The 23,762-nt window shown below is 67.7% G+C and carries 16 protein-coding genes and 1 tRNA gene; 10 read left to right on the forward strand and 7 right to left on the reverse strand.

The genetic code is table 11. The features are described 5' to 3' along the window. Nucleotides 1–10: 10 nt before the first annotated feature. The gene (locus tag A4H34_RS07245) at nt 11–1,225 is read right to left on the reverse strand and encodes a DUF3866 family protein (protein ID WP_064231529.1); all 1,215 of its coding nucleotides are present in this window, start codon (nt 1,223–1,225) and stop codon (nt 11–13) included. A 37-nt stretch (nt 1,226–1,262) separates the two neighbouring features. Between A4H34_RS07245 and A4H34_RS07250 the strand changes: the two genes are divergently transcribed. The 6 genes from A4H34_RS07250 to A4H34_RS07275 all read left to right on the forward strand — a co-directional run bounded on the left by A4H34_RS07250 (nt 1,263) and on the right by A4H34_RS07275 (nt 9,569). Continuing rightward, entirely contained in the window at nt 1,263–2,390 is a 1,128-nt protein-coding gene (locus A4H34_RS07250; protein ID WP_064231530.1) for a helix-turn-helix transcriptional regulator, read from the forward strand. Nucleotides 2,391–2,499: 109 nt separating this feature from the next. Continuing rightward, nucleotides 2,500–3,498, forward strand: a complete 999-nt coding sequence (locus tag A4H34_RS07255) for a helix-turn-helix transcriptional regulator (RefSeq protein WP_064231531.1) — start codon at nt 2,500–2,502, stop codon at nt 3,496–3,498. Further along, nucleotides 3,495–4,424, forward strand: coding sequence for a diacylglycerol/lipid kinase family protein (locus A4H34_RS07260; RefSeq protein WP_064231532.1), 930 nt, complete (start codon nt 3,495–3,497; stop codon nt 4,422–4,424). The genes A4H34_RS07255 and A4H34_RS07260 overlap by 4 nt, the downstream gene beginning before the upstream one ends. Further along, a complete protein-coding gene (locus tag A4H34_RS07265) occupies nt 4,421–7,021 on the forward strand; it encodes a DEAD/DEAH box helicase (protein ID WP_064231533.1) in 2,601 nt (866 codons plus the stop codon). The genes A4H34_RS07260 and A4H34_RS07265 overlap by 4 nt, the downstream gene beginning before the upstream one ends. Next, complete coding sequence (lnt, locus tag A4H34_RS07270) at nt 7,018–8,808, forward strand: apolipoprotein N-acyltransferase (RefSeq protein WP_064231534.1); 1,791 nt, start codon at nt 7,018–7,020, stop codon at nt 8,806–8,808. The genes A4H34_RS07265 and lnt overlap by 4 nt, the downstream gene beginning before the upstream one ends. Next, nucleotides 8,805–9,569: a polyprenol monophosphomannose synthase gene (locus A4H34_RS07275; protein ID WP_009198744.1), complete on the forward strand. Its 765-nt coding sequence runs from the start codon at nt 8,805–8,807 to the stop codon at nt 9,567–9,569. Before lnt ends, A4H34_RS07275 begins: the two co-directional genes overlap by 4 nt. 63 nt (nt 9,570–9,632) lie before the next feature. On the opposite strand, the gene A4H34_RS07280 is transcribed toward A4H34_RS07275, so the two are convergent. Next, nucleotides 9,633–9,989, reverse strand: a complete 357-nt coding sequence (locus tag A4H34_RS07280; protein WP_064231535.1) for an RNA polymerase-binding protein RbpA — start codon at nt 9,987–9,989, stop codon at nt 9,633–9,635. 219 nt (nt 9,990–10,208) lie between these two features. Here A4H34_RS07280 and A4H34_RS07285 point away from each other — a divergent pair, with 219 nt between their 5' ends. Further along, nucleotides 10,209–11,711: an Hsp70 family protein gene (locus tag A4H34_RS07285; RefSeq protein WP_064231536.1), complete on the forward strand. Its 1,503-nt coding sequence runs from the start codon at nt 10,209–10,211 to the stop codon at nt 11,709–11,711. Nucleotides 11,712–11,893: 182 nt separating this feature from the next. Continuing rightward, nucleotides 11,894–13,834, forward strand: a complete 1,941-nt coding sequence (locus tag A4H34_RS07290; RefSeq protein WP_064231537.1) for a solute carrier family 23 protein — start codon at nt 11,894–11,896, stop codon at nt 13,832–13,834. A 113-nt stretch (nt 13,835–13,947) separates the two neighbouring features. Here the strand turns inward: A4H34_RS07290 and A4H34_RS07295 are convergent, their stop codons facing one another. The 3 genes from A4H34_RS07295 to A4H34_RS07305 form a co-directional block, all read right to left on the reverse strand. Continuing rightward, complete coding sequence (locus A4H34_RS07295) at nt 13,948–14,520, reverse strand: MerR family transcriptional regulator (protein ID WP_407946318.1); 573 nt, start codon at nt 14,518–14,520, stop codon at nt 13,948–13,950. Between the two features lie 163 nt (nt 14,521–14,683). Beyond that, entirely contained in the window at nt 14,684–15,457 is a 774-nt protein-coding gene (gene ftsR, locus A4H34_RS07300; RefSeq protein ID WP_231870979.1) for a transcriptional regulator FtsR, read from the reverse strand. Nucleotides 15,458–15,471: 14 nt separating this feature from the next. After that, complete coding sequence (locus A4H34_RS07305; RefSeq protein ID WP_009198738.1) at nt 15,472–15,915, reverse strand: FHA domain-containing protein; 444 nt, start codon at nt 15,913–15,915, stop codon at nt 15,472–15,474. Between the two features lie 302 nt (nt 15,916–16,217). Between A4H34_RS07305 and A4H34_RS07310 the strand changes: the two genes are divergently transcribed. Next, a tRNA-Pro gene (locus tag A4H34_RS07310) sits at nt 16,218–16,291 on the forward strand. A 188-nt stretch (nt 16,292–16,479) separates the two neighbouring features. Here A4H34_RS07310 and A4H34_RS07315 read toward each other — a convergent pair. Together A4H34_RS07315 and A4H34_RS07320 are read right to left on the reverse strand one after the other, a co-directional pair. Further along, complete coding sequence (locus A4H34_RS07315; RefSeq protein WP_064231539.1) at nt 16,480–21,804, reverse strand: DEAD/DEAH box helicase; 5,325 nt, start codon at nt 21,802–21,804, stop codon at nt 16,480–16,482. 6 nt (nt 21,805–21,810) lie between these two features. Beyond that, nucleotides 21,811–22,236, reverse strand: coding sequence for a DUF5360 family protein (locus tag A4H34_RS07320; protein WP_082903108.1), 426 nt, complete (start codon nt 22,234–22,236; stop codon nt 21,811–21,813). Between the two features lie 524 nt (nt 22,237–22,760). Between A4H34_RS07320 and A4H34_RS07325 the strand changes: the two genes are divergently transcribed. Continuing rightward, nucleotides 22,761–23,660 (forward strand): oxidoreductase, encoded by a 900-nt coding sequence (locus A4H34_RS07325; RefSeq protein WP_064231540.1) that lies wholly within the window; start codon nt 22,761–22,763, stop codon nt 23,658–23,660. The last annotated feature ends 102 nt before the right edge of the window (nt 23,661–23,762 follow it).

Here is a 23,762-nt window from a genome sequence, read left to right on the forward strand (position 1 = left end):
AAGCGATTCGTCATAGCGCGTCTGCCGCGGCGTAGCCGGCGACGCCGGCGGCGAGAAACGCGAGGGGGTCTTCGGCGAGCCCGCGTCCCATCGTCCGCAAGGGCACGGGGGAGGAGGCGAGAACCTCGTCCAGGCCGTCCGTCGGCACGTCGACCCGCTTGAGCCTTTCGCATTCGAAGAGGGAGTCGAGCTGGGAGGCCAAGAGCCGGCGGACGTCCGCCCCGACGAGGGAAGACAGCTTCCTCGCCTTCGGCTCGGCCGGCGAACCCGAATCGTGCGACAGGTCGAAATCGGCCGGCGAACCAGGTTTATCCGACGCGCTGAAATCGGCCGGCAAGCCCGAATCGGATGCTTCCGGCCCGTCAAGAACGGGGCACGGGCAGAGGGTCTCGACCAGTGCCACGCGGCTGAGCGCCGTGTGCGTGTGGTGGGAGAGGCCGAAATGGCGCCCGCGGGAATCGGCGTTCGACATGCGCAGCAGGGCGATCGGCACGCCGCCCAACGCCGCGGCCGCGTTGAGCGCCTCGCCGACCTTCGTTCCCGAGAATCCCCATTTCGTCCCGGTTCCGAGGTTTCCAGGGCCCTGGGCGACGACGGCGAGGTCGGCCTTCCACACGATCCTCGCCGCAAGCAGCGCCGTGTGGACGTTGACGGCCTCCAGCTGGCCTCCGAACGCCTGGCCGCACGAAATGGTTCCCACGATGTGGCCCGATTCCCTCATGGCGGCCGCTGCGCGCGAGAACCAGGCCGGCAGGGCCGCGCCGTCGTCCATGACGTAGGCGATGCGCGCCCCCGGCCGACGCGCGCGGACGGCGGCGACCGCCGCGGGGACCGCTGAATGAAGATCGGCGACGAGGACCGGCATGCCATCGATCGAGTCGGCCTCTCGAAGGGCCTCGTGCCACTCGGACTCCTGCTCGTCGGCCCCCAGGGTCATGTATTGGAGCGGGGTGTAGCGTGCCTTGACGATGTGCCCGGGTCCGGGCGGCGGATCCGGCGGCAAGTTGTCCGGCAGGGCCGCCACCATGAGATAGCCCCCCGTTCCCAGGCCCTTGACCGCCGCGGAGGCGGTGAGAAGGGCCCGCTGGCCCGTCTCCGGACGGCCCACCAGCTGCGTGTAGGCGAGGGCCCGCGCCTCTTCGCCGTCGTCGAGGAGCACCCGGCATTCGACGCATCCGTCCCATGTCTTTCCGAGTGAGACTATCTCACCGTTTCGCCACATCATCACGCACCCAAGCCTACCCTTCGATTACCCTAGGCATGTGAGTCAGCAATCGGAGTACCACGCGGGCGAGCGCCAGCTTTCGCTGCTTGCCGCCCTGACGCATCGGGGGCTCACCCGGGCGCAGGCTCGCCAACGGATTCCCTCATACGCGGCCTACGCTTCGCGCGAGACCTTCCAGCGCGTCTTCGAACGCGACGTCGCCGCTCTGAGGGCAGCGGGGTACCCGATTGCCGTCGACGAAGGCGACGTCTACAGATACGACCGCACGGCCCCGATCATCGCGCCGATGTCCGCCCTCGACGTCGGCCTGGTGCGGTCCCTGCTCGTCGGCCTGGGCAAGGGCGGCGGGCTCGTGGGGGCGGCCCACTCCGGGATGGCGAAGATCTTGGCCACGAGCGAGGCGGACGGCTCGGCGCCGAAGTACTTGCGAGCCTCGATTCCCTCCGGGGACGACGTCGTGCAAATCGCGCGGGCGCTCCAATATCGACGTCGGATCTCCTTCGCGTACGAAGGGCGAGGGGCGGAGCCCGCGCGGTATCAGCTCGAGCCTCGGAGCCTCGCCCAGCATTTCGACGCCTTCTACGTCACGGGACAAGCCCGCCGCGTCGCGGGCAAGGCCCGCCCCGAGGTCTCGCCGACCTGGTCGAAGAGGACCTTCCGGATCAGCCGCATCGTGCCCGGTTCGCTTTCCGTCGATGGACCGGCCAGCCAGCCGCCGTCCGCGGACGAGCAGGACGCCTTCGCCCCCGTGCGGGCCGTGCTGGCGGTGCGCCCCGGGGCCGCGGCGCCCCTCCTCGCTCAGGGACGCCCGATTTGTCCGCCGGCAAAGAAGGCGAATTCTGCACTTGCAGGGCAAACGAGTCCCTCAGACGCTGGGAAGGCCCCCGCTGCAAGCGACATGGACGGCCTGCCGGGCACGATTTCCGCGACCGCGCAAAAAGGCGGCGAAATTGCGGCTCCCGCTGGTTGGGACGTCGTCGAAATAGGTCCGGTCAGCCGCCAGCGCGTCTTCGAGGCCCTTCTCGCATACGGGAAAGACGTGCGCCTTTTGGGCGACGCCGCACTGCTCGCCGAGTGGCGGGCGCGGCTGGAACACCTTGCCGGATTGGGGGAGCCGAGCCGTGAGGCCGGGGGCGAAGGTTTGAGGCTGGAGCCCGAAGCATGAGGGCGGGTACGAAAACAGGCCGCGGCGCGGGACGAGACATGAAACAGGCGGCCAAAGCATGGAAGACGCACGGGAACGGCGGCCAACGCATGAAAACAGGGGCCGCGGCGTGAGCGGAAAGGGAATAGTTCAAACGAACGCTCTGCTCGTCTTTCTCTCGTCCCTGCCCGGGGGCTCGGCGAGCCTTCGAGAGCTTTCCGAGCGTTTCGGGATCGAATGGAAACGCGTGCTGCGCCTGCTGTGGGACGCGTCGCTGGTGGAGATCGAAGGGTACGGCCTGCCGTTCAACCTCGATCTTCCTCCGAATCCGGGCGAGGAAGAGGCCGGGGAAGAGCCGACGACGCCCGACTCCTACGTCTCCTTTTCCGATTCGGGGGAGCTTGACGTTCCCGACCTCGCCCTGACTCTCGACGAGGTCATCGCGCTCGTGGCCGTCATCGACTCCATCGCGGAGATCACGCCTTCGGGCGACGCGCGGGACGCTCTCGCGCACGTGCGCGCCACCCTGGTCGGAGCAGCCGAGGGCGCCGGCTTCGGCTCGGCCATGTGGGACGGGCCCGCACCCGTCATCGGCGACGAAGCATTCGCCGCGGTCGAACGGGCCCTCGCCTCCAGAAGCTTCATCGAGTTCACCTACCACCGGCCCGGCCCCAACCTCGCCGAGTCCGTCACGCGGGTCGAAGCCTTTCCGGTCGAAATTCAAGCCGCTTACAACCCGCTGCTTCTCGCCGTCACATCGGCCGGGCCGCGTTCGTACCGCCTCGACAGGATCGGGGGCGTCCACGAGGGCCGCAAGGCCGGCAGGGCGGAGGCGGCTGCCGCCCGCGCGGCGGTCGTCGACGAGGCGAAGTCTTGGAGCCCCGAGGGCCAGCGCATAACTGTCACGGTGGACCCTTCCGGGCGGTGGATCGGCGAAGCCCTGCCGGGTGCGAGCATGAGGCGGTCGAACGGCGACGGCGGAGACTACGACGTGTCCTTTGTGTCGACGTCCGACGAATTCCTCGCCTCGCTTTTGGTCCAGCTGGGTCCGGCCGTCCGCGCCGTCGAGCCGCGGGAGACGGCCGCGCGGCTCGCGAAGCGCTTCCGAGGCCTGGCGGGGGCCGCATGAGCGGCCCGCCTCACGCGAGGATCGGCCTGCTCGTCAACCCGACGAGCAGGCGCGGGCTTGCCGAACGCGACGGCATACACGCGGCCCGCTGCCTGCGCGCCCTGGGCTTCGACGTCGTCGATCTGACCGCGGGATCCGCGGAGGAAGCCGCGCGCATGAGCTCGGCCGCCGTCGCCTCCGAGAGGCTCGACGCGCTCTTCGCCGTGGGCGGCGACGGAACTGTGGGCATAGCCGTCGACGCGCTGGCCGACTCCAAGATCCCGCTGGGAATCCTCGCCGTGGGGACCGGCAACGACGCGGCGCGGCATTTCGGGTTGCCCAGACGCGACGTCGACGCCTCCCTCGCGCTCGCCCTGGACGCGCTCGAATCGAAGCGCACGTTTGCCGCAGACGTCCTCGAGGTCGCCTCCAAAGCGGGGAGCAGGCTGGTGATGTCGGTCGTCTCCGCCGGCCTGGACGCCGACGTCAATCGGCGGACGAACTCCTTCTCCTTCCCGCGCGGGGGAGCGCGCTACGCGAGGGGGATAGTTTCAGCCGTCGCAAACTTCGCGCCCTACGGCTTCCGCTTGGAGATCGACGGGCGGGCGTGCTCGGCTCCGGCGACACTCGTTTCGGTGGCCAACACCCGCTTCTTCGGCGCGGGCCTGCCGATCGCGCCGTCGGCCACGGTGACGGACGGACTGGCCGACGTCGTCTTCGCCGCAGGCCTGAGCCGACTGCAGATCATCGACCTCCTCCCTCGGCTGGCGTTGGGACGCCACCCGAACCATCCTCTCGTCCATTTCGTTCGGGCGCGCCGCGTCCGCATCGCCGGCGAGCCGTGCGCGGGCGCGCGGCCGCCCGATCCCATGGCCGACGGCGATAGGCTGGGAACGCTCCCAATCGACGTCACGTGCCTTCCAGGCGCGGTGGAGGTGCTCATATGAACGACGCATTGGACCACGTCGACCATTTCGTCGAAGAATACGCGGCCCGCGGCATCGCCCTCGACGGTTTCCAGATCGACGCGTGCAAGGCCGTCGCGCGCAACCGCGACGTCCTCGTGTGCGCGCCGACCGGCTCGGGGAAGACGGTCGTGGCCCACTTCGCCGTCGAACTTGCCCTGGCCAAGGAGAAACGCTGCGTCTACACCGCGCCGATCAAGGCGTTGTCGAACCAGAAATACTCCGAGCTCGCCGAACTTCACGGCGAGGAGTACGTCGGCCTGCTCACCGGCGACGTCTCCGTCAACCGCGACGCCGAAATCCTCGTGGTCACCACGGAGGTGCTGCGCAACATGCTTTTCGCGGGCTCGCCCGACATCGACGACGTCGGATACGTCGTCCTCGACGAAGTCCACTATCTCGCGGACAGGGAGCGCGGGCCGGTGTGGGAGGAAGTCATCCTCACCCTGCCCGAACACTGCCGGCTCATCGGCCTGTCGGCCACCGTCCCGAACACGGGGGAGCTCGCGGGATGGCTGCGCTCCGTGCGCGGGAAGACCGAGCTTGTGCACAGCACGGTCAGGCCGGTTCCCCTCCGGCAGGAGGTCGCCGTGGGACGGAAGGTCTTCCGGCTTTTCGGCAAGGACGGCGGCCCGCTCGGCGCACTCGTCTCGGCGATCGCGAAGCTGCCGCCGGACGGGCGAGGGCGCATTTCGGACCGGGACCGCCGGCGGATCATCGACCTTTTGGCCGAACGCGACATGCTTCCGGCCATCGAGTTCATCTTCTCCCGCAAAGGCTGCGACAAGGCGGTCGAGGCCCTTCTCCAACGGGACATTGCGCTCACGGGCAGGAAAGAACGGGCCGAGGCGGCGGCCAGGATTGCCGAGGTGCGCGCGACCCTGAGCGAATCCGACCGCCGCGCCGTCGGCTTCGACGCCGCCGCGCGCGCACTCGTTCGCGGATACGGCGCCCACCACGCGGGCGTCTATCCGGCGATCAAGGAGCTGACGGAGAAGCTCATGGAGGACGGCCTGCTGCGGATCGTCTACGCGACCGGCACCCTTGCCCTGGGCATCGACATGCCGGTGCGCACCGTCGTCGTCGAATCGCTGCAGCGGTGGGACGGGGAGGGGTTCATCGACCTGAGCGCCACGGAGTACACGCAGCTCATCGGGCGCGCGGGCCGCAGGGGAAAAGACGCGGTCGGCCACGCGGTCGTCCTCGCCGGGCCCGACCTCGACCCCTACATTCTGGCCGACCTCGGTTCGGGCAGAGTGGAAGCCCTCCTCTCGGCCTTTGTTCCCTCGTACAACACCGTGGTCAACCTCCTCGCCAGAATGCCCTACGAGCAGGCGCGGGCAATGATGGGGCGCAGTTTCGCGCAGTATCAACGAAACGCCGACCTCGCCAAGCTCGAGGCTCGCCTGGCACGGATTCGCCGCCGGATTTCCGCCGAGGAAGGGAGGCTGCATTGCGACGCAGGCGACGTCGTCGAATACGCGCGCCTGCGCGCCGCCTCGGGAAGGGCGCCCAAGTCCGTGCGCAAGGCAGCCAAAAGGGAGTATCGCGAGAGGGTTTCCCGCTCTTTCGCACAGGCGAAAAACGGACGCCTCTACGCCGTGCACAGGGACGGCGACGTCGACTACGTGCTCGTCCTGTCGGCCGATCGCGGCAAGCTGCGCGTCATCGACTGGTACGGGGAGATCTCCTGGCTGCGCGAGGCGGACCTCGGCTCGGAGCTGCGCGACGTCGGAGCCGTGAGCCTGCCCGTGGGCCGGCGCCTCAAAGACAGGTCGACGCGGGAAGACCTCGCCGACGCCATCGTCGAGCAGGTCGAGGAACGCACCGAACTGGGCGTGGACCGCGACCTTCTCGGATCGTGGTCCCGATTCGCCGTCGGCCCGGATGCGGACCTGGCCGCGCACCCGTGCTCGGCGTGCCCCGACCTGGCAGTCCACCTCAAAGATGCGGAAACCCTCCTGTCGCTCGACGCCCGAGCCGCAGAAATCGAGAAGACGTCGGCGGGCTTCACCGACTCCGTCGGGCGCGAATTCGACGCGACGGCCGCGGCGCTCGTCGACGTCGGCGTGCTTCAAAACCACGGCGGGGCAATCGAGCCGGGGCCCGGCGCCCCGACGCTGCGCAAGCTTCACCTGGAGAACGACCTTTTGGCCTACACGTGCCTCTCAGCGCTCGCCGAAGGCCTGACTCCCTCGGAATTCGCCGGGTGGGCGTCGATGTTCCTCGCCGACGACAGGCTTGGAACTGCGCGGCCGCGCTCGCCCGTGCTCACGAAGCTGGCCAGGCAGGCCGTCGGCGAGGCCGAATTCCTCCGCTCCGTCGAGGACAGGCACGGCATCGCCAGAACCCGCGACGTCACCCCCGGGTGCGCGGACGTTTTCGCCGCCTGGGCCTCGGGCGCGAGCCTCGACGAGTGCCTGCGCGCCTCCAGGATGGCCGCGGGCGACTTCATCGCGGCGGCCCGCAGGCTCATCGATCTGCTGGGGCAGTTCGCCGTCGCCGGGGAAGGCACGTGGATCGCCGACGTCGCCGGCCTCGCCCGCTCGCGCGTGCGCAGAAGCGAGGTCGTCGCATGAGCGGGCGGCTCGCGCCCCTCGGCCCGGCCGCCCTGTCCGTCGGCGCGGGCGTGTGCCTGTGGGCGTCCTTCGCCCCCCTGCATCTGTGGCCGTCGGCAGTCCTCGGCGTCGCCCTCCTCGTCGCGGCGCTGCGCGGACGCGGCTTTTGCGCCAGTTTCGCCTGCGGTTTCGCGACGGGGGCGGTTTTCTTCGGCCTGCTGTGCGACTGGGCCACCGAAGCCGCGGGGACGTGGATCGCAAGAGCGGGGCTCGGGGGAGTGCTCGCCCTTTACATCGGCGTTCTGGCGCTCGTCTGGCAGGCGTTCCTGCGGGCATGGGGCGGTTGCGCGCAAGCGACGACGGGCACGGGAAAGGCGAAGGACCCTAAGGCCACTGCGGGCAAGGCCGCAGCCGCAGGCAAGGCGTGCGCTTGGAAGCTCGTGCCTGCTCTCGCCGTTGTATGGGTCGCCGTCGAAGACCTCCAAGGCACGTGGCCCGAGGGCGGAATGCCGTGGGGCAAGCTCGCATTCGGGCAGGTCGAAGGGCCGCTCGTGCACCTTGCGCCCTACGGCTCGACGGAGCTCGTCAGCTTCGCCGTCGTCGCGCTGGGAGCCTCTCTCGCATACGCCGCGCAGAACGCGAGGGCCCGCCCGCGCCGTGCCCTCGCCACAGCTGCGGGCGTCTGTGCCGCGCTTGCCGCGGCAGCGGCCATTCCGCTGGGCGGCCCGCCCGTAGGAAGCGCGAAGGTCGGCTTCGTCCAGGGGAACGTCTCGAGGGACAAATCGCTGATAGGCTACGCTCGGGCCGTCTCCGTCACCGAGCGGCTGGCAAAGCAAACGCGGAAGATCGAGGGGAAGGGCGCCGAACTTGTTCTGTGGCCGGAGAGCTCGTCCGACCTCGATCCGGAGACGACGCCCGAAGCACGCGACGTGATCGAAAGGGCGGTGTCGCGCCTCGGCGTCCCGCTTGTGCTCGGCATCCAGCGCTACCCGGAAGACTACCGATACAACGAGTACACGCTGTGGCTTCCCGGAAAGGGGCTGACCGCCAGGTATACGAAACTGCATCCCGTGCCTTTTGGCGAATACATCCCCGCGCGCGGGTTCTTCCGGCTGTTCACGAAGGCCGTCGACCAGGTTTCAACGGATATGCGCGCGGGGAAGGGCGCCGCGGTTCTCGACGTCCCGCTGCGCGGGCGGCGCGTGCGCATTGCCGCGCCGATATGCTTCGAGGTCGCCTACAACGAGATCGTCTCCGAATCGGTTCGCAAGGGAGCGACCCTCCTCACGGTTCCCACGAACAATGCGTCTTTCGGCGATTCCGCGGAATCGCGCCAGCAATTCGACATGACGCGCTTCAGAGCCGTCGAAACCAGACGCACGGCGATACAGATATCGACCATGGGGGTTTCAGGCGTCGTCGACGCCGACGGCACGGTGCGCGAAAAGACCGGCATGTGGACGGCCGACGCCCGGGTTGCCAGCGTCGGCCTCCACACCCACGTGACGCCGGCCGTCCGGTGGGGCGGTCCGATCCGTCTGGCGTGCAACCTCGCCGCAGGGGCCACAACGGCGCTAGCATTGTGGCAAACGCGACGCTTGCCTCAGCTGCGGCGGCTCGGCCGACGGCAGTTTGGCCGGCTGCGGCCGCGCCTGCCAAATTTAGGCGACGAGGCTCAAGGCGCGAACGGACCCGCACCCGACCCGCCTGCACCGGACTCGAACGGGCGGCTCATTCTGAGCGAGAGTCGGACTGAAAGCATCGGCATCGGAAACATAGGCAACGAGGACAACAAGGAGGAACGATGAAGGTCGTCGTGATCATACCGACCTACAACGAAATCGAATCGCTGAAGCCGATCGTCGGCAGAGTGCGGGCGGCCGTCCCCGAGGCCGACGTCCTCGTCGTCGACGACAATTCCCCCGACGGCACGGGGGACCTTGCCGACGAACTGGCCTCGGCCGACTCCCACGTCCTCGTCCTTCACCGCGCGGGAAAAGAGGGGCTCGGGAAGGCCTACATCGCAGCGTTTTCTTGGGCGACGGACAAGGAGTACACACACGTCGTCCAGATGGACGCCGACGGCTCTCACCGGCCCGAACAGCTTCCCCTCCTGCTTGAGCGGGCCGCCATGAGCGACCGGCCCGACCTCGTCATCGGCTCGCGCTACGTGCGCGGGGGAGAGCTGGAGGGATGGCCGAAGTCGCGCGAAATCCTCTCGCGCGCCGGGAATTTCTACATCAAGGCGTGGCTGGGGCTTCCGGCGTCGGACGTCACCGCCGGCTTCCGGGTCTACCGGGTGGCTTTCCTCCGTCGCCTCGACCTTTCCAGCGTCGAATCGGCGGGGTACTTCTTCCAGACTGACATGACGGACAAAGTCCACCAGTTGGGCGGGTCGATCGTAGAGATGCCGATTAGCTTCGCCCAGCGGGAAGCGGGGGAGTCGAAGCTCTCGGCCGGCATTTTCACGGAGTCGCTCAAACGGACGACGTCGATGGGCGCCAAGCGCCGCGGACGCCAACTGGCGGGACTGGCGCGCCGGGCGGCCGACAAGCTGCGCGGGAAGTGACGCCGCCGGGCGCGGCGCCCGGCGGCGCAAAACTCGCAGGCCGAGCAGCCGGCCTCCAGGCGTTCAGCCGTGGTGTCGACGGAGCCTTAGCTTGCCTGCGCGCAGCAGCTCGAGGCGCTCGCGGAGCAGTTCCTTGAGCTCGTCCTCGGTGCGGCGCTCCAGGAGCATGTCCCAGTGCGTGCGCTGAGGCTTGGCGGGTTTCTTGTCGTCCGTCGCAGGCTCGTCGCGCAGCAGGCCCTCGGAGCCGCAGCGGCATTCCCACGTCGCGGGCGGCTCGGCGTCCGTCGCCATGGCCACGCCGAATTCGTGGCCGCTGGGACAGGCGTAGATGACTTGTTTGCGTTCGACGAAGGCGACTCCTTCGTCGGTTTCCAGTGAATTTGCGCCAATCTTCATTCCGCGAAGCGAACGTTCGGCCATGGTTTTCCTTTCCTCGGCTACCGGGTCAGTCTAACGGGAAGGCCAAAGAAGCGTCGGGCAAAGTGGTTTTGCCGCGACATGACGCCACTTTCACCCGTCGGCCCCTTTTGTCTCTCGATCCGATAATGCACATTATGTCAAAACGGGACAGAGCGAGAACGCGACCCGCCTTTGAGATATTCCCCCATCGACGCCGAAAGATGAAGTACTCTCAGCTTCATGAGACTCGGAATCGACTTTGGAACCACGCGCACAACCGTCGCCGTCGCCGACCGCGGCAACTATCCGCTTCTCGCGTTCTCAGATCGGAACTCGGACGCCCGTGAGTACATTCCGTCGATCGTCGCGCTGGCAGATTCCGGTCCGGTCTACGGTTTCGAGGCCGCGAGCCTCGCCCTCAAAGGCGCTCCTCATCTGCGCTCCTTCAAACGCCTTCTGTCGCGCACGGACGTCAACCAAGACGCCGAAGTCGAACTCGGCGGCCTCACGATTCCGCTCATCGACGTCGTCTCCGGGTTCCTCACGCACGTCGCGAAGTCCGTCCGCTCCGCCGCAAAGCCCGCCAGGGGCGAGCTCGAGGCCGTCGTCGGCATTCCCGCCCACGCGCATTCGGCTCAGCGTCTCATCACCCTCGAGGGCTTCAGGCGCGCCGGAATCGACGTCGTTGCCATGATCAACGAGCCGTCGGCCGCCGGCTTCGAGTACACGCACAGGCTCACGAAGTCGCTCAACTCGCGCCGCACGCGCATTCTCGTCTACGACCTGGGCGGCGGAACCTTCGACGCCTCCCTTGTGGCCGCGGACGACAAGAGCCACGAGGTGCTCGGCTCGCGCGGCGACAACAACGTCGGCGGAGACGATTTCGACGTCGCCCTTGCCTCTTTCGCTCTCGAAAAGTCCGGACGCGGCGAACTCGCCGCAGACGAATGGCAGAGGCTCCTCGACTCGGCCCGTCAGGCCAAGGAGTCCCTGTACCCGCAGTCCCGGTACGTCGCCGTGGACGTTCCCGGCTCTTCCTCCCCCACGTCGATTCCGGTCAAGGAGTTCTACGATTTGGTCGCCCCGCTCATCGAGTCGACCCTCGCGACGATGGAGCCGCTTTTGACCCAGGACGAGGGCGGCGCGTCAAAGCTCCCGGACGACGTCGCCGGCCTCTACGTCGTCGGCGGCGGATCGGAGCTTCCGGCCGTGGGGCGGACGCTGCGATCCAGGTACGGCCGGCGAGTCCACCGCTCCCCTTACACCGCGGGGTCGACCGCGATCGGCTTGGCCATCGCGGCCGACCCGTCGGCGGGCTACACGCTCACGGACAGGCTGGCGCGCGGCGTCGGCGTTTTCCGCGACCGCGAGGGCGGCTCGGTCATATCCTTCGATCCCCTGCTCGGCAGCGAGCAGCGCGTGAGCCCGAACGAGGATGTGACGGTCGTTCGCACCTACCGGGCGGCGCACAACGTCGGCTGGTATCGCTTCGTCGAATACACGCGGACGGACGCGGACGGCGTGCCGCGCGGCGAGGTCGTCCCGTGCGGCACGCTCGCTTTTCCCTTCGACCCCGCGTTGCGCGGCGGCGAGGTGGACGTGGACGACGTCGAAGTGCAGCGAACGGGCGACGGCCCCCTCATCGAGGAGCGCTACACGGTGGACCGGCACGGGATCGTCGAGGTTTCGATCCGCGACGTCGAATCGGGATACGAGGTTACGCGCTCGCTCGGCGCCCGCTGAACCCTTCCGAGCAGCTTCGCGCTCTCCCCTGTCCCTGGACTGTTTCGCAGGGTGAGGCATTCCCCGTACAGCTTCCAATTCTCTGCTTCAAACGCCTGGCGCATCGCGCGCGTGCAGGGCTCATGATTTCTTTCGCGGTACGTCGGCTTTGGACGCCCTCGATTATCTGAGAATATGAGGAAGTGGCCCATCCAGTCGACAGGGCGCCCAGCGCGCCCACATTAGCCGTTCTGTCCATTCAACATGTTTTGGCCTTCTACGCCGGAGCGGTCATCGTTCCGCTGCTCATCGCGGGCGGGCTCCACCTGAACGCGGAAACCACGATCCATCTCATCAACGCCGACCTTCTCACCTGCGGCGTCGCGACGCTCATCCAGAGCGTGGGGATCACGCGTTTCGTAGGCGTGCGTCTGCCGATCATTCAGGGCGTGACCACCACCGCGGTGGCCCCGATCATCGCGATCGGCGTTGCATCGGCGCGGGGCGGGGACCCGAACTCGGCCCTTCCCACGATCTACGGCGCCGTCATCGCCTCCGGCCTGTTCACGTTCTTCGCCGCGCCCTATTTCGCGGCCCTCGTCCGCTTCTTCCCGCCCGTGGTCACGGGCACGGTCCTCCTCGTCATGGGAACGACCCTGTTGTCGGTTTCGGCCTCCGACTTCGTCGGATACGCCACCGCCGCGCCGTCGGCTTCTTCCGCCCACGGCGCGGTTCCCCTGCAGCCGAGATCGCTGCTCTACGCCTTCGGAACGCTGGCCGCCATCGTCTTGGCCCAGCGCTTTTTGCGCGGCTTTCTCGCAACGATCGCGGTGCTCATCGGACTCGTCGGAGGCACGGCGGTCGCCGCCGTCTTGGGCCATCTCGACCCGAAAGACATCGACGCCTTCAAGAGCGCCGGCTCTTTTGCCGCGACCACGCCGTTCTACTTCGGGACGCCGACGTTCGCCGCGGGCGCGATCGTCTCGATGACCATCGTCATGGCCGTGACGATGGTCGAGACGACGGGCGACGTCTTCGCCACCGGGGAGATCGTCGGCAAGCGCATTCGAAAGGCTGACATTTCGGCGGCCATTCGCGCCGACGGCTTGTCGACGCTCCTCGGCGGCGTCATGAACTCGTTCCCCTACACTTGTTTCGCCCAAAACGTCGGCCTTGTGCGCATCACGCGAGTGAAATCGAGGTGGGTTGCTGCCGGCGCGGGAGTGGTCATGATGATCCTCGGAGTTCTGCCGAAGGCGGGGGCGCTCGTGGCGACGATCCCCTCCCCCGTGCTCGGAGGCGCCTCCCTGGCCATGTTCGCCAACGTGGCCTGGGTCGGCATGCAGACGATAGCCAAGGCGGATATGCGGGACAACCGCAACGCCGTGATCGTAACGACCTCGCTCGGCCTTGCCATGCTCGTGACGTTCAAGCCGTTCATCGCCGAGTCCATGCCCTCGTGGGCTCGGATCTTCTTCGCCTCGGGCATGACTGCCGGGGCGATCGCGGCGATCGCCCTCAATGTCCTGTTCTTCCACGTCGGGCGAGGGGGCGGAGCGCCGGTGGTGTCCGCGCCCGACGGGCGCGCGCTCACCATCGACGAGGTCAACGCCATGGGCCGCGAACGCTTTGTCGAGGCCTTCTCACCGCTTTTCAACACGCAGACGTGGCCCTTGGAAAGGGCGTGGGAGAGCCGTCCCTTCGCCGACGCCGAAGAGTTCCGCGACGCCCTCGAGAAGGCGATTCTCACGGCCAGCCAAGAGCGCAAACTCGCCCTTTTGCGCGACTATCCCGACATCTCGCGCCTCCTCGAGGAGGACGACGCCGCAGCCCAGAAAGTCTCGCGCGACATCGGGTCGATGGCCCTCGGCGAAGCCAGCCCGGAAGAGCTGGAGCGGCTGAGCACTCTGTCCGAGGCTTACGCCGAGCGGTTTGGATGGCCGCTCGTGGCATACCTCGGCCCCCTGGACACGGCCGAGCGGCTCATTGAGTCCGGGGCGCGCCGCCTGAGCCATTCGGCTGAGCAAGAGCAGGTTCTCGCGCTCTCAGAGGTGATCGACGTCGCCTACGATCGCTTCGACATGTTGCTTGCCGACGCGAATCCCGTGCGCACAGCCTGGGAGTCCAAGCTCACCGGGCAGTGAGACGGCCCCGCCGGGGCGCGTGAGAGCCCACAGCCGGTGTGTGAGGAGTTTGCCCCCGCGAAGGGAACCCGCAAAGCCAGCGCGGGCGCCCCTCGCAAGGGTGCTTGTCCACTTTAAGCTTTGCGCTTTTTCGCCGCGCGACGCTTGGCGAGCTCGTCTTCCACAACGACGGCGCCGGCCTCTTCGGCCCGCTCCGTCGGAAGCTCGCCCAACGTCCCCTCGACTTCGCGCCACACGCGGCCTACGGCTATGCCGAAGACCCCTTGGCCGCCCTTGACGAGATCGATGACCTCGTCGTCGGACGTGCACTCGTAGACGGAAGCCCCGTCGGACATGAGGGTGATCTGAGCCAGATCCTCAACTCCGTGCGACTCGAGTTGCGCGACTGCGAGCCGAATCTGCTGAAGTGAAACGCCCGTGTCCAGGAGGCGCTTGACGATCTTGAGCACAAGAATGTCGCGAAAAGAGTACAGGCGCTGGCTGCCTGAACCGTGTGCATTGCGAATTGATGGCGAGATGAGGCCCGTCCGATCCCAGTAGTCGAGCTGCCGGTACGTGATGCCGGCGGCGCGACATGCGATAGGGCCGCGATAGCCCGTCTCGTAGTCCAGATCTGGGAGCGGATCGCCGAAGAGCATTTGCTGAGCACGTTGCATCCTTGCGTCGTGCGCGTGAGCTTCGCTCATGGTTTCCTCCATACTTTCGTGAAATAGACGGGGGTGCTCCGCCTACACAGGCAACGATATAGCAGGAACGGCTCTCAATGGTGGTACGGCGCGTCTAAACTTCGAATCAACCGCAAGAACTCCCCTAGCGACACTCAGATGGTTGAAAATTCGATTTTATTTCCTAGCGCAGCTCGACTTCGATGTTTTCCGTTAGGAGCGCGCGATAAAGCTGGGATATAACGGTTGAGTTCTCCGTCGCAGAGGCGATGGCCCTCTCTCGCGCGACGCTGGATTTGCGGGCGCGCTCGGTTGCGATGGAGTTCGTCACTAGAACGGCGTGGGCGTGTGCGGACGTCCTGACGCTGCGCACCTGCCGCAAGGTGAAGCCCGCGCCGAGCAGCATCGTTGCGAAGCGAACGATGTCCGGGGCTTGCGCGGTCAAGCGCCCCCGCGGGTCGGCGGCGAGGATTCCGGCGTCGACCATCTCTTCGACGTCGGAGACGGAGACGCCGGTGAGGTCCGCGACTTCGGTCAAACGCAGGCGCGTGCCGGGCTGGGGGCGTTTGGCTGCGTCGTCGATGAGGCGAAGCCGCCCCGGATGCGTGCCCTCGGGCTGTTGCCCGGCGTCGAGCTGGCGAAGAAGCTCTCGGATCTGGTCGAGCGGGAGGTATCGGTCGCGCTGCTCGCGCAGGATGAAGCGCAGCCGCTCGCAGTCCGCGGGTGAGAAGAGTCTCTGATTCGAAGCCGTCCTGTGGGGGTGGACAAGCTCGATCGACTCGTAATGGCGGATCTTCGACAGCGTCAACAGGGGGAACTCCGCCGCCAGCATCGACTGGACCTCCCCTATCTTCAGATAGGGGTCGTGGGGAACGTCGAAGGGCCACCTCCCCTCAGGCTGCGCTTCGACGGCCTCGGCCTCGGGGGCCGCCGCCGGCTTGCGCGCTGCGCTCGTCATGCGTTGGCGCGACGTCATGCCGTAGCCGGAGCCTCGTAGAAGGTCAGGCGGAACTTGCCGATCTGGACCTCGTCGCCCGTGTGGAGGGCATGGGCGTCGACCCGCTCGCGGTTGACGTAGGTCCCGTTGAGCGAACCCGAGTCGCGAACAGAGAACTCGTCGCCGCTGCGAATGAACTGGGCGTGCTTGCGCGAAACCGTGGCGTCGTCCAAGAAGATGTCGGACTTCTGGTGGCGTCCCGCGTTCGTGCGGTCCTCGTTGAGCAGGAAACGCGCCCCGGAATTCGGTCCAGAAAGTGCGATGAGCAAGGCGGAGCCCTTGGGCAGCGACTCGATTGCCGCCTGCTCTTCCGGCTTCAACGCGCGCCTGGCGATGTTGACGTCCGAGTCCCCGCCGACGGTCTTGAAAACCGAGGTCGTGGTGGGATCGGCCTCGTTGGCCTCAAACCGTTCAGGCATACTGAAATCCTCCTTGGATAAAGATCCGGCTTGCCTCCGTAACCGTAGATCACAATTCTATAACCTTTGAGCCCCGTGTGCCATGGGTTTTACGTTGTTGACTTTCACTTGGGCCCGAAGCGAATCGCCGTCGGACTCCGCGCGGTTGTCTCCCCGCCAGCCGTTGTGTATTCTTGTCTGGTCGCAACAACGATGGCTGATCCTGGGCTTCTTCCGGGGAAAACCCGCGAGGGCCGTCCTCACGGAGCCTGCAAGTCTCTTTCTTGCGAAGAAAGCGAGCCGCAGGATTGCACGAGCGACGACGGGCTATGGCGCAGTTTGGTAGCGCACTTGACTGGGGGTCAAGGGGTCGTGGGTTCAAATCCCGCTAGCCCGACGGATTGAAGCTCGGTGAGAGATTCTCGCCGGGCTTTTTTGCGTGGACTCTTCTTGGGCCGAATCTTAGACTGAGCGCCTTCCTCGGGCGGCAGAGGCACCCGTATCCCGGGCGCCGAAGAGGCGAACGATATGCACGCGTTCGCCCAGTTGCGCGAGCCCTCGTCAGAGCCGTCGAGGACGCGAGTGTCACGGGCCGACGGCGAACCTCATACCCCTGGGATCGCGGGCCAGGCCGGCCTCGGCCAGAGCGTCGCCCATGGCGCGCTCCAGCGCGGAGACGCCGTTGACCGATTCGACAACCGTCCGCTTCCTCGCGGCGATTCCCGGGTCCCGCGCCGCCGCGCGCCTGAGGGACTCGGTCAGGGCGCGCAGCGCCGAACGGAACGCGGCTGTCTCCGGCGTATAGGAGACCAGTGCCTTCATGTTCTCCGGCGCGTAGAGCGCGGGTTCTCCGTCGACGAGGACGACCGCCGATCCCGGCCTGCGCGAGGGGTCCGGCAAGCCGACAGAAGGGGCCGCGGCGAGCCGCTCCCCGATCTGCGAAGGCAGCGCCGGGTCGGGCCAGGGGACGCCGCGCCCCATGAGGCAGGCCGGGTCCCTGAGATCGAGCACTGCGGCCGCGGGTTCGCTGTCGCCCTCCACCACGGCGCGGACGTCGGCATCGCTCGGGGAGTCCGCGAACGAACGCAGCGCGTCGAGAGTCCCCCTTTCGGCGTATTGGACGGGGCCGAGCCCGCGGACGAAGGTTCCCCGCAGGACGGCGCCGGCGTCCTCCATTCGCCGCAGAACGGGCGTCAGGCTTGCCATTCCGCCGGGGACGCCTGCCGCAAGGGCGATGTCTCGGGAAACCACGCCGTAGCGGTCGAGCAGCGACTCGACCATCGCCACGGCGGCCTCCTCGGCGGAAACCCGGGGCGGGCTCAGGCGGCGCCACGTCGTTTGCAGCATCGCGGCCTCCAGCCGCTCCGCCCCTGCCGCGGCCCCACTCCCCGGCGAGGGCTGCCGCAGCTGGGAATTGCCCGGCTGCGTTCCCTGCGCCGGACCGCCGGAGTCAATGCCCTGCGCCTCTGTGCTCAGTGCCCGGGCGGCGGCGAAAGCGGCGTAACGGCGCGAGCGCCGGCTCGTCACCCGCCGTTTCTTCGGGGCGGCGGTGCGCGGCTGCAGGCAGGCGCGCACCGGTTCGAAGGAAAGGGCCGTCGCGGCCCCCTCGCGCGCGAGCTTCCACAGATCCTCCCAGCCGACGTCGTCAGCCGAAACGGCCGCGCCCGCAACCGGGGCCAGCGGCGAATCCGTGGGGAAGAAGGCGATCTCGCCGACCGGCGCTCCGCCCGTTTGGGACGCGTCGTTGGCCAACCGTCCAGATTCTTTGCCCGTTCGGGACGCCTCGCTGCTTGCCCGCCCAGATTCTCCGCCTGACCGCGCCTGCCACAGGACGTCGCCGGACAAAATGAGCTCGTCGAGCATGCCCGGGCTGTAATCCGCGACGCGCGCAGGGAAGACGACGGACTCCCACAGCGACGCCGGAAGCCACACACCTTCCATCAGCGAGATCGCCTCGGCCAGGGCGTCGATTCCCCGTCCGGGGCGGTCGATGCCCGCGCGTTCGAGGACCAGCCTGTGCAAGGCGGCGGGGCGGACCGGTTCGATCGCGGCCCGGGCTCGGGCGAGCGACCTGTTGCGCACCCGCGCGAAAACGGAGGCCTCCATCCAGTGCGCGTCGTCTATTCGCATGAGCGAGCCGCTTTCGGCGAGCGATTCGAGGGCTTCGGCGGCGGTTGCGCGTCCGATTCCGAACTCTGTCGCCGCGTCCGCCGCTGTGATGCGGGCTCGGGTGCGCGCGCAGCGAAGGAGCAGATCCTCCAGCGGAGAGCGCGAAACCGCCGAGGTCCGCGGTAAGCCGCCCGGCTCGGCGGCCCATTCGGGAACGTCGACGCCGAGGGCAAGCCTGAGCGCGGGCGCATCCTCGGCGCCCGCCCAGCATTCACGCCCTCCGAGGCGCACGGACACAACCCTGCGCGATTGCGCGAGCTCTTCGAGCAGGCTGCGAACCGCCTCGCTGGCCGCAGCCTCCTCTTGGCCGTCCCACGCAGAGCCTTCGCCGACTCGCGGGAAGCGGCTTTCGCTTTCCTGTCGAGGCTGCTTTTCGTCGGCCTGCGAGGAGTCGGCCGCGTCGGCCGCGTCCTCCCGCGCGGCGCTGTCCCCTTTCTCTTGTGCAGGCGGCGCATCGTCGCAGGCTCCGACGCTGCGGGCGGCGACCCCCTCGAGGGTCAACGGCCCGAGCCTGCGGAGAAGGTCGGCGACGGCCTCGGCGTCGCGCCGGACCCGCCGGCCAGGCGCCAGCCGCTGCAGTTCGGCCTCGACTTCGGCAAGGACGCTTTCGTCGAGGACTTGCCCGACGCCGCCGTCTCCGACGAGGGAGGCGATGGCCTCCGGATCGAGGGAGAGAAGGTGCGCCCTCCGTTCGGCGCGCGGAAGGTCTTCCTGGTAGAGGAACGCGCCGGTGTACCCGAAGAGCAGCGGGCGCGCGAAGGGCGAAGGCGACGCCGTCTCCGCCTCGACGATGCGAACGAATCGGGCTTCGATGCGCTCCATGAGGCCGGCAAGTGCGGGAAGGTCGTAGACGTCTTGGAGGCATTCCCTCGCGGCCTCGACGGACACGGGAAAGTTGCGGAACTGCCGCGAGGCCTCCAGCAGCTGCCCGGCTCTGAGCCGCTGGAGCCACAGCGGCGTCCTGCGCCCGGGGCGGGACGACGGCGTCAGCAGAGCTCGGGCCGCGCATTCGCGAAAGCGCGCGGCGAAAAGGGCGGTGCCGCCGATTCGGCTCGTGACGAGGCGGCGCAGTTCTTCGGCGTCGAAAACCACAAGCTCGGCGCCGGGAGGCCTGCCGATCGTTGCGGGCAACTGGAACGCGACGCCGTCGTCGCTCGCGAACACCTGCGGCTCAATCTTCGCAACGCGGCGTATGCGCTCGCGTATCGCCATGGCCCACGGCTCGTGCACTCGCCTGCCCATCGGGCTGTGCAAGACGAAGCGCCAGCTGCCGTTTTCGTCCCTGCACCGCTCGAGCACAAGGGTCTCGTCGCTCGGGATCGCGCCGGTTGCGGCCTTCTGTTCGAGAAGGAGCGAGACGAGGTTCTCCCGCGCGTTCTCGTCGAGCCCGGCGCTTTCGAGCCTGGAGAGGAACGACGCCGATACGTGCGGCTCGCTTCGCACGCCCGCCGACGATTCGGGATTGGCGGCGGGGCGCCGGCCTCCTGCGGCCTCCGGGCCCGACGCAAGTTCCAGGCTCGCCTCGGCCTCGCGGAGGAATGCGCCCTTCGCCGCGCCCGCGGAGGCCGGCCGCCCAGGCCCTTCGCCCCGCCAAAAGGGCAGGCGCGAACTTCGCCCGCTGACGTGGTCGACGATGACGCGGTCGCCTGTGATCTCGCGAATCTGCCAGCTCGACGTGCCCAGCGTGACGACGTCGCCGACCCTGCTCTCGTAGACCATCTCCTCGTCGAGCTCGCCGACGCGGCGCCGCCCCGCCTCCTCGGCGCCCTCGGGAAGGACCACGGGGAACATGCCTCGGTCGGGAATCGTGCCGGAAAAGGAGACGGCGAGCCGCTGCGCTCCGGGACGGGCGCGCAAAACGCCCGCCTCGCGGTCCCACACGATTCGGGGCGAGAAGTCGGCGAGGTCGGCGGAGGCGTAGGCGCCGGAGAGCAGCTCGAGGACGGAGTCAAAGGACTCCCTCGGCAAAGCGGCGTAGGGGGCGGCGCGGCGCACCGTCTCGAACCAGCGGTCGGCGGGCGTCTCCTCGACGCTCACTGCGGCAACGGTTTGCTGGGCAAGCACATCCAGCGCGTTCGCGACTAGCTCGGTCTCCTCGATCGCTCCGGTCCGCATGCCCTCGGCCGCGACGGCGGCGTCGACGAGATGCGTCCGCTCCACGGGGTAGATCGCTCCGCGCGACCGCCCGCCGACGGCGTGGTTGGCCCGGCCGATGCGCTGAAGGCCGCTTGCCACCGAAGGCGGGGGCGCGACCTGGAGGACGAGGTCGATGGAGCCCATGTCGATGCCGAGCTCGAGCGACGCCGTCGCCACCACGCAGCGCAGGCTGCCCGATTTCAGCTCGTTTTCGACGGCCAGCCTCTGCTCCTTGGAGACCGACCCGTGGTGGGCCTTGGCGATGACGGGCGCCTCCGGGGACGGCGTCGAATAGTTCGAGTCGCCGCTCCCCCATGACTGCCGATGCGCTCCCGCCCCGGCTGGCAAGCCCTTTCGGCCCGCACCCGGACGGCCCCGCGTTTGCCGGTGAGCCTCGACGGATTCGACCGATCCGACAGCGGCCACAGACCCGGCGAATCCGTCGGCTGCGGCTTCGGATCCTTCCGCTCCCCCGAAGCGATTCGCGTACTCCTCGTTCAGGTGCGCCGTCAGCCTTTCGCATGCTCCCCGCGAGTTGACGAAAACCACCGTCGTCCGGTGCCGAAGAACGTGGTCGAGAATGGCCCGCTCGATGTGCGGCCACATCGAAACGACCATTTGCCCGGCGACGGAGACGGGTGGAATGGCGGCCATGTCGGCAACGGGCACGCTGACCGCGACGTCGGGGCTCGCGGCAGAGTCGGCCTCGACGATCGTGACGGGACGCGATCCTCCGAGGAAGTCGGCCACCGTCCTGGCCGGCGAAACGGTGGCGGACAGGCCGATTCGCTGGGCGGGCTCCTCCAACAGCCCGTCGAGGCGCTCGAGGGACAGCGCCAGGTGGGTTCCGCGCTTGCTCCCCGCAAGGGAATGGATCTCGTCGACGATGACGGTCGAGACGGCGCCAAGGGTCTTCCTCGCCTCGCTCGTGAGCATAAGGTAGAGGGATTCGGGCGTAGTGATGAGGATGTCGGGCGGATTGACGCGGAGGCGACGCCGCTCCTTCGCGGGCGTGTCGCCTGTCCGCATGCCCACGCTCGTCCGCGGCCCTTGAAGGGCCGCGTCTATTGCCCGCGTCTCCTCCACCGGATTCGTTCGGGTATTTCCGCTCACGGGGGCGGCGGCTGCGCCGATGCCGAATTCGCCTCCAGACTCTCCAGGTTCGCCGGGCTCCCGGACGAGCCCAGGCCCTTCGGCGACGCCGAGTTCACACGCGGGTTCTGCGCTCTCCCCGCGATCGTCGAGCTCGCCGGACTCCCGAAGGCCCCGCGCGGCGCGTTCGACGCCGGCCAGCGGCCGCCGCAGATTGCGTTCGACGTCGGCCGCCAAAGCCTTGAGCGGCGAGACGTAGAGGACGCGCACGCCCTTGGCCTCGCGGTCTTCGGCCGAGCGGCGCATGAGCCGGTCGATCGCGCTGAAGAAGGCGGCGAGCGTCTTTCCCGAACCGGTGGGCGCGACGACGAGGGCGTTCTCTCCCCTGCCTATCGCCGCCCATGCGCGCTCCTGAACGGAGGTAGGCCCGCTCGGAAAGGCGGAGAGGAACCACGAGCGCGAGGCCCGTGAGAAGCCTGAGAAAGCTGGAAAGCTGGAAAAGTCTGACGGCATGGCCCGCTAGGCCTTCCTGCCGCAGACCTTGCCGATCGACATTTCCAGAAAGCCGACGACGGGGGCGAGGACGAGCGCAGCGTTTGGAAGCCACCACCAGAGGTTGAAGTCGCCGTAGTACGACCAGAACGAGAGGGCCATGAATCCGGCGCAGAAGGTGAGCGTCAGGCCGACGGTCACAACCAGCTCGCCCGCCGCACGGCCCTTGCGCACGAGATACACGCCGAGAAAGCCCAGAAGCGCAGCCGAAACGTCGAGCGGGAAGAATGACCAGTTCCACGCCTGCATGATCGGGTTGGAGTAGTCTCTGAAGCGCTGCTCCTTGGGTATGAGGTCGAGGAAGACGGCCGTCCAATACAGCAACAATCCCGCGTCGACGGCCAAAAGAAGCGGCTTGCCGACTCTCATGCGCCCCTCGCGATCGTCGTCCATGTGGCTGTGGCCTCCTTGCTGGTTTGTCCGTTTTCGCCGCGGCGGCACTCTGCGCCGGTTTGCGGGTCGCTCTACGTCTACCACATGTTTGTCTACCACATGTTTGCCAGATTCGGACGGGCTGCCTGGCGGACTCGGGCGCGTCGTCCGCGGCGCCGGGCACCCACTGTTCGAGCCGCGTGCCCTCTGCTTCGAGGACGAACTTCTGGGAACGGAAACTCGTGTCAGCCGTGCGTATATCCCCCGAATCGCCCATAGCGGAACAATGAGTGCGTCGCGCCGCAAATCGATACACTTTTATCTCGGATCGGCACCCCACAACACTTTGCGCCATTGTCCCGCCCAGGGACGACGACGCGGAGCTTTCCCGCGGCAAGAGACATCGAAAGCTTTAGGAAATGTCGGAAGCGTCCCAAGTGGCGGAGATGCAGCTTTCGGAGGTTCCGAGCACAACAACGTCGAGAGACCGGATCAAAAGTATCCGGCAATGATCCAAACGATCAAAACTACATGAAAGGAAGACGATGGCGAAGATACCCCCGGCGGTCAAAGCCGTAGACAAGAAGGCGATCCTCATCACCGGCGCAAGCAGCGGCATGGGGTTCGAGGCGGCGAAAGAGCTGGCCTCGCAGGGCCATTCCGTCTACGGCGCAGCCAGGCGCGTCGAAAGGATGGCGCAGCTCACCGAATATGGCGTGCACACCATCGAGCTTGACGTCACCGACGAGGAGGCGTGCAAGGACGCCGTCGGGCGGGTCGTCGCCGAACGCGGGCGCATCGACGTGCTGGTGAACAACGCGGGCTACGGGTCCTACGGAGCGATCGAAGACGTCGAGATCGACGAGGCGCGCCGCCAGTTCGACGTCAACGTCTTCGGCCTCGCCGCTCTGACGAAGGCCGCCCTCCCCCATATGCGCGAAAGGCGGTCGGGCACGATCGTCAACGTCTCGAGCATGGGCGGGCGGCTCGTCAGCTTCATGGGAGGCTGGTACCACGCCACGAAGTACGCGGTGGAGGCCCTTTCTGACGCGTTGCGCATGGAGGCGGCCGAGTTCGGCATTGACGTCGTGCTCATCGAGCCCGGCGGAATCAAAACCGAATGGGCCGACATTGCCGCCGACCACCTCGCCGAGTCCTCGAAGGGCGGGGCGTATGAGCAAACGGCCGTCAAGACGGCGGAAGGCATGCGCCGCCAGTATTCGGGCAAGATGATGTCCGACCCCGACGTCGTGGTGCGAGCGATTTCGCGGGCCGTCAACGCGAAACGGCCCCGGCCCCGCTACCTCGTCGGCTTCGGCGCCAAGCCTTTGGTCGCAGCCCATGCGATGCTGCCCACGAGGGCCTTCGACTGGGTGATGAAAAGGGCCGTCTTCGCCCCAAGCCGGCGGAAGCCACGGCGCTCGCAACAGTGTCGGCCGCGGTAGCCGTTGCGGCTTGACAGTTATGAGGGCACGCCCCTGCGTGAAAGCGCCCGTTTGCGCCCGTGAAAGCAGGCCGAGCGGGCGCTTCTCGGGCCGTCGGGCTTT

Origin of the sequence: Peptidiphaga gingivicola, from assembly GCF_001652275.1 — a bacterium.
Lineage (GTDB): Bacteria > Actinomycetota > Actinomycetes > Actinomycetales > Actinomycetaceae > Peptidiphaga > Peptidiphaga gingivicola.

Coding starts and splice junctions, on each gene's coding strand:
- A4H34_RS07320 (WP_082903108.1), bottom strand. CDS start 22,236: ATGGACGACGATCGCGAGGGGCGCATGAGAGTCGGCAAGCCGCTTCTT.
- A4H34_RS07280 (WP_064231535.1), bottom strand. CDS start 9,989: ATGGCCGAACGTTCGCTTCGCGGAATGAAGATTGGCGCAAATTCACTG.
- A4H34_RS07265 (WP_064231533.1), top strand. CDS start 4,421: ATGAACGACGCATTGGACCACGTCGACCATTTCGTCGAAGAATACGCG.
- A4H34_RS07260 (WP_064231532.1), top strand. CDS start 3,495: ATGAGCGGCCCGCCTCACGCGAGGATCGGCCTGCTCGTCAACCCGACG.
- A4H34_RS07245 (WP_064231529.1), bottom strand. CDS start 1,225: ATGATGTGGCGAAACGGTGAGATAGTCTCACTCGGAAAGACATGGGAC.
- lnt (WP_064231534.1), top strand. CDS start 7,018: ATGAGCGGGCGGCTCGCGCCCCTCGGCCCGGCCGCCCTGTCCGTCGGC.
- A4H34_RS07285 (WP_064231536.1), top strand. CDS start 10,209: ATGAGACTCGGAATCGACTTTGGAACCACGCGCACAACCGTCGCCGTC.
- A4H34_RS07295 (WP_407946318.1), bottom strand. CDS start 14,520: ATGAGCGAAGCTCACGCGCACGACGCAAGGATGCAACGTGCTCAGCAA.
- A4H34_RS07315 (WP_064231539.1), bottom strand. CDS start 21,804: ATGCCGTCAGACTTTTCCAGCTTTCCAGCTTTCTCAGGCTTCTCACGG.
- A4H34_RS07305 (WP_009198738.1), bottom strand. CDS start 15,915: ATGCCTGAACGGTTTGAGGCCAACGAGGCCGATCCCACCACGACCTCG.
- ftsR (WP_231870979.1), bottom strand. CDS start 15,457: ATGACGAGCGCAGCGCGCAAGCCGGCGGCGGCCCCCGAGGCCGAGGCC.
- A4H34_RS07275 (WP_009198744.1), top strand. CDS start 8,805: ATGAAGGTCGTCGTGATCATACCGACCTACAACGAAATCGAATCGCTG.
- A4H34_RS07325 (WP_064231540.1), top strand. CDS start 22,761: ATGGCGAAGATACCCCCGGCGGTCAAAGCCGTAGACAAGAAGGCGATC.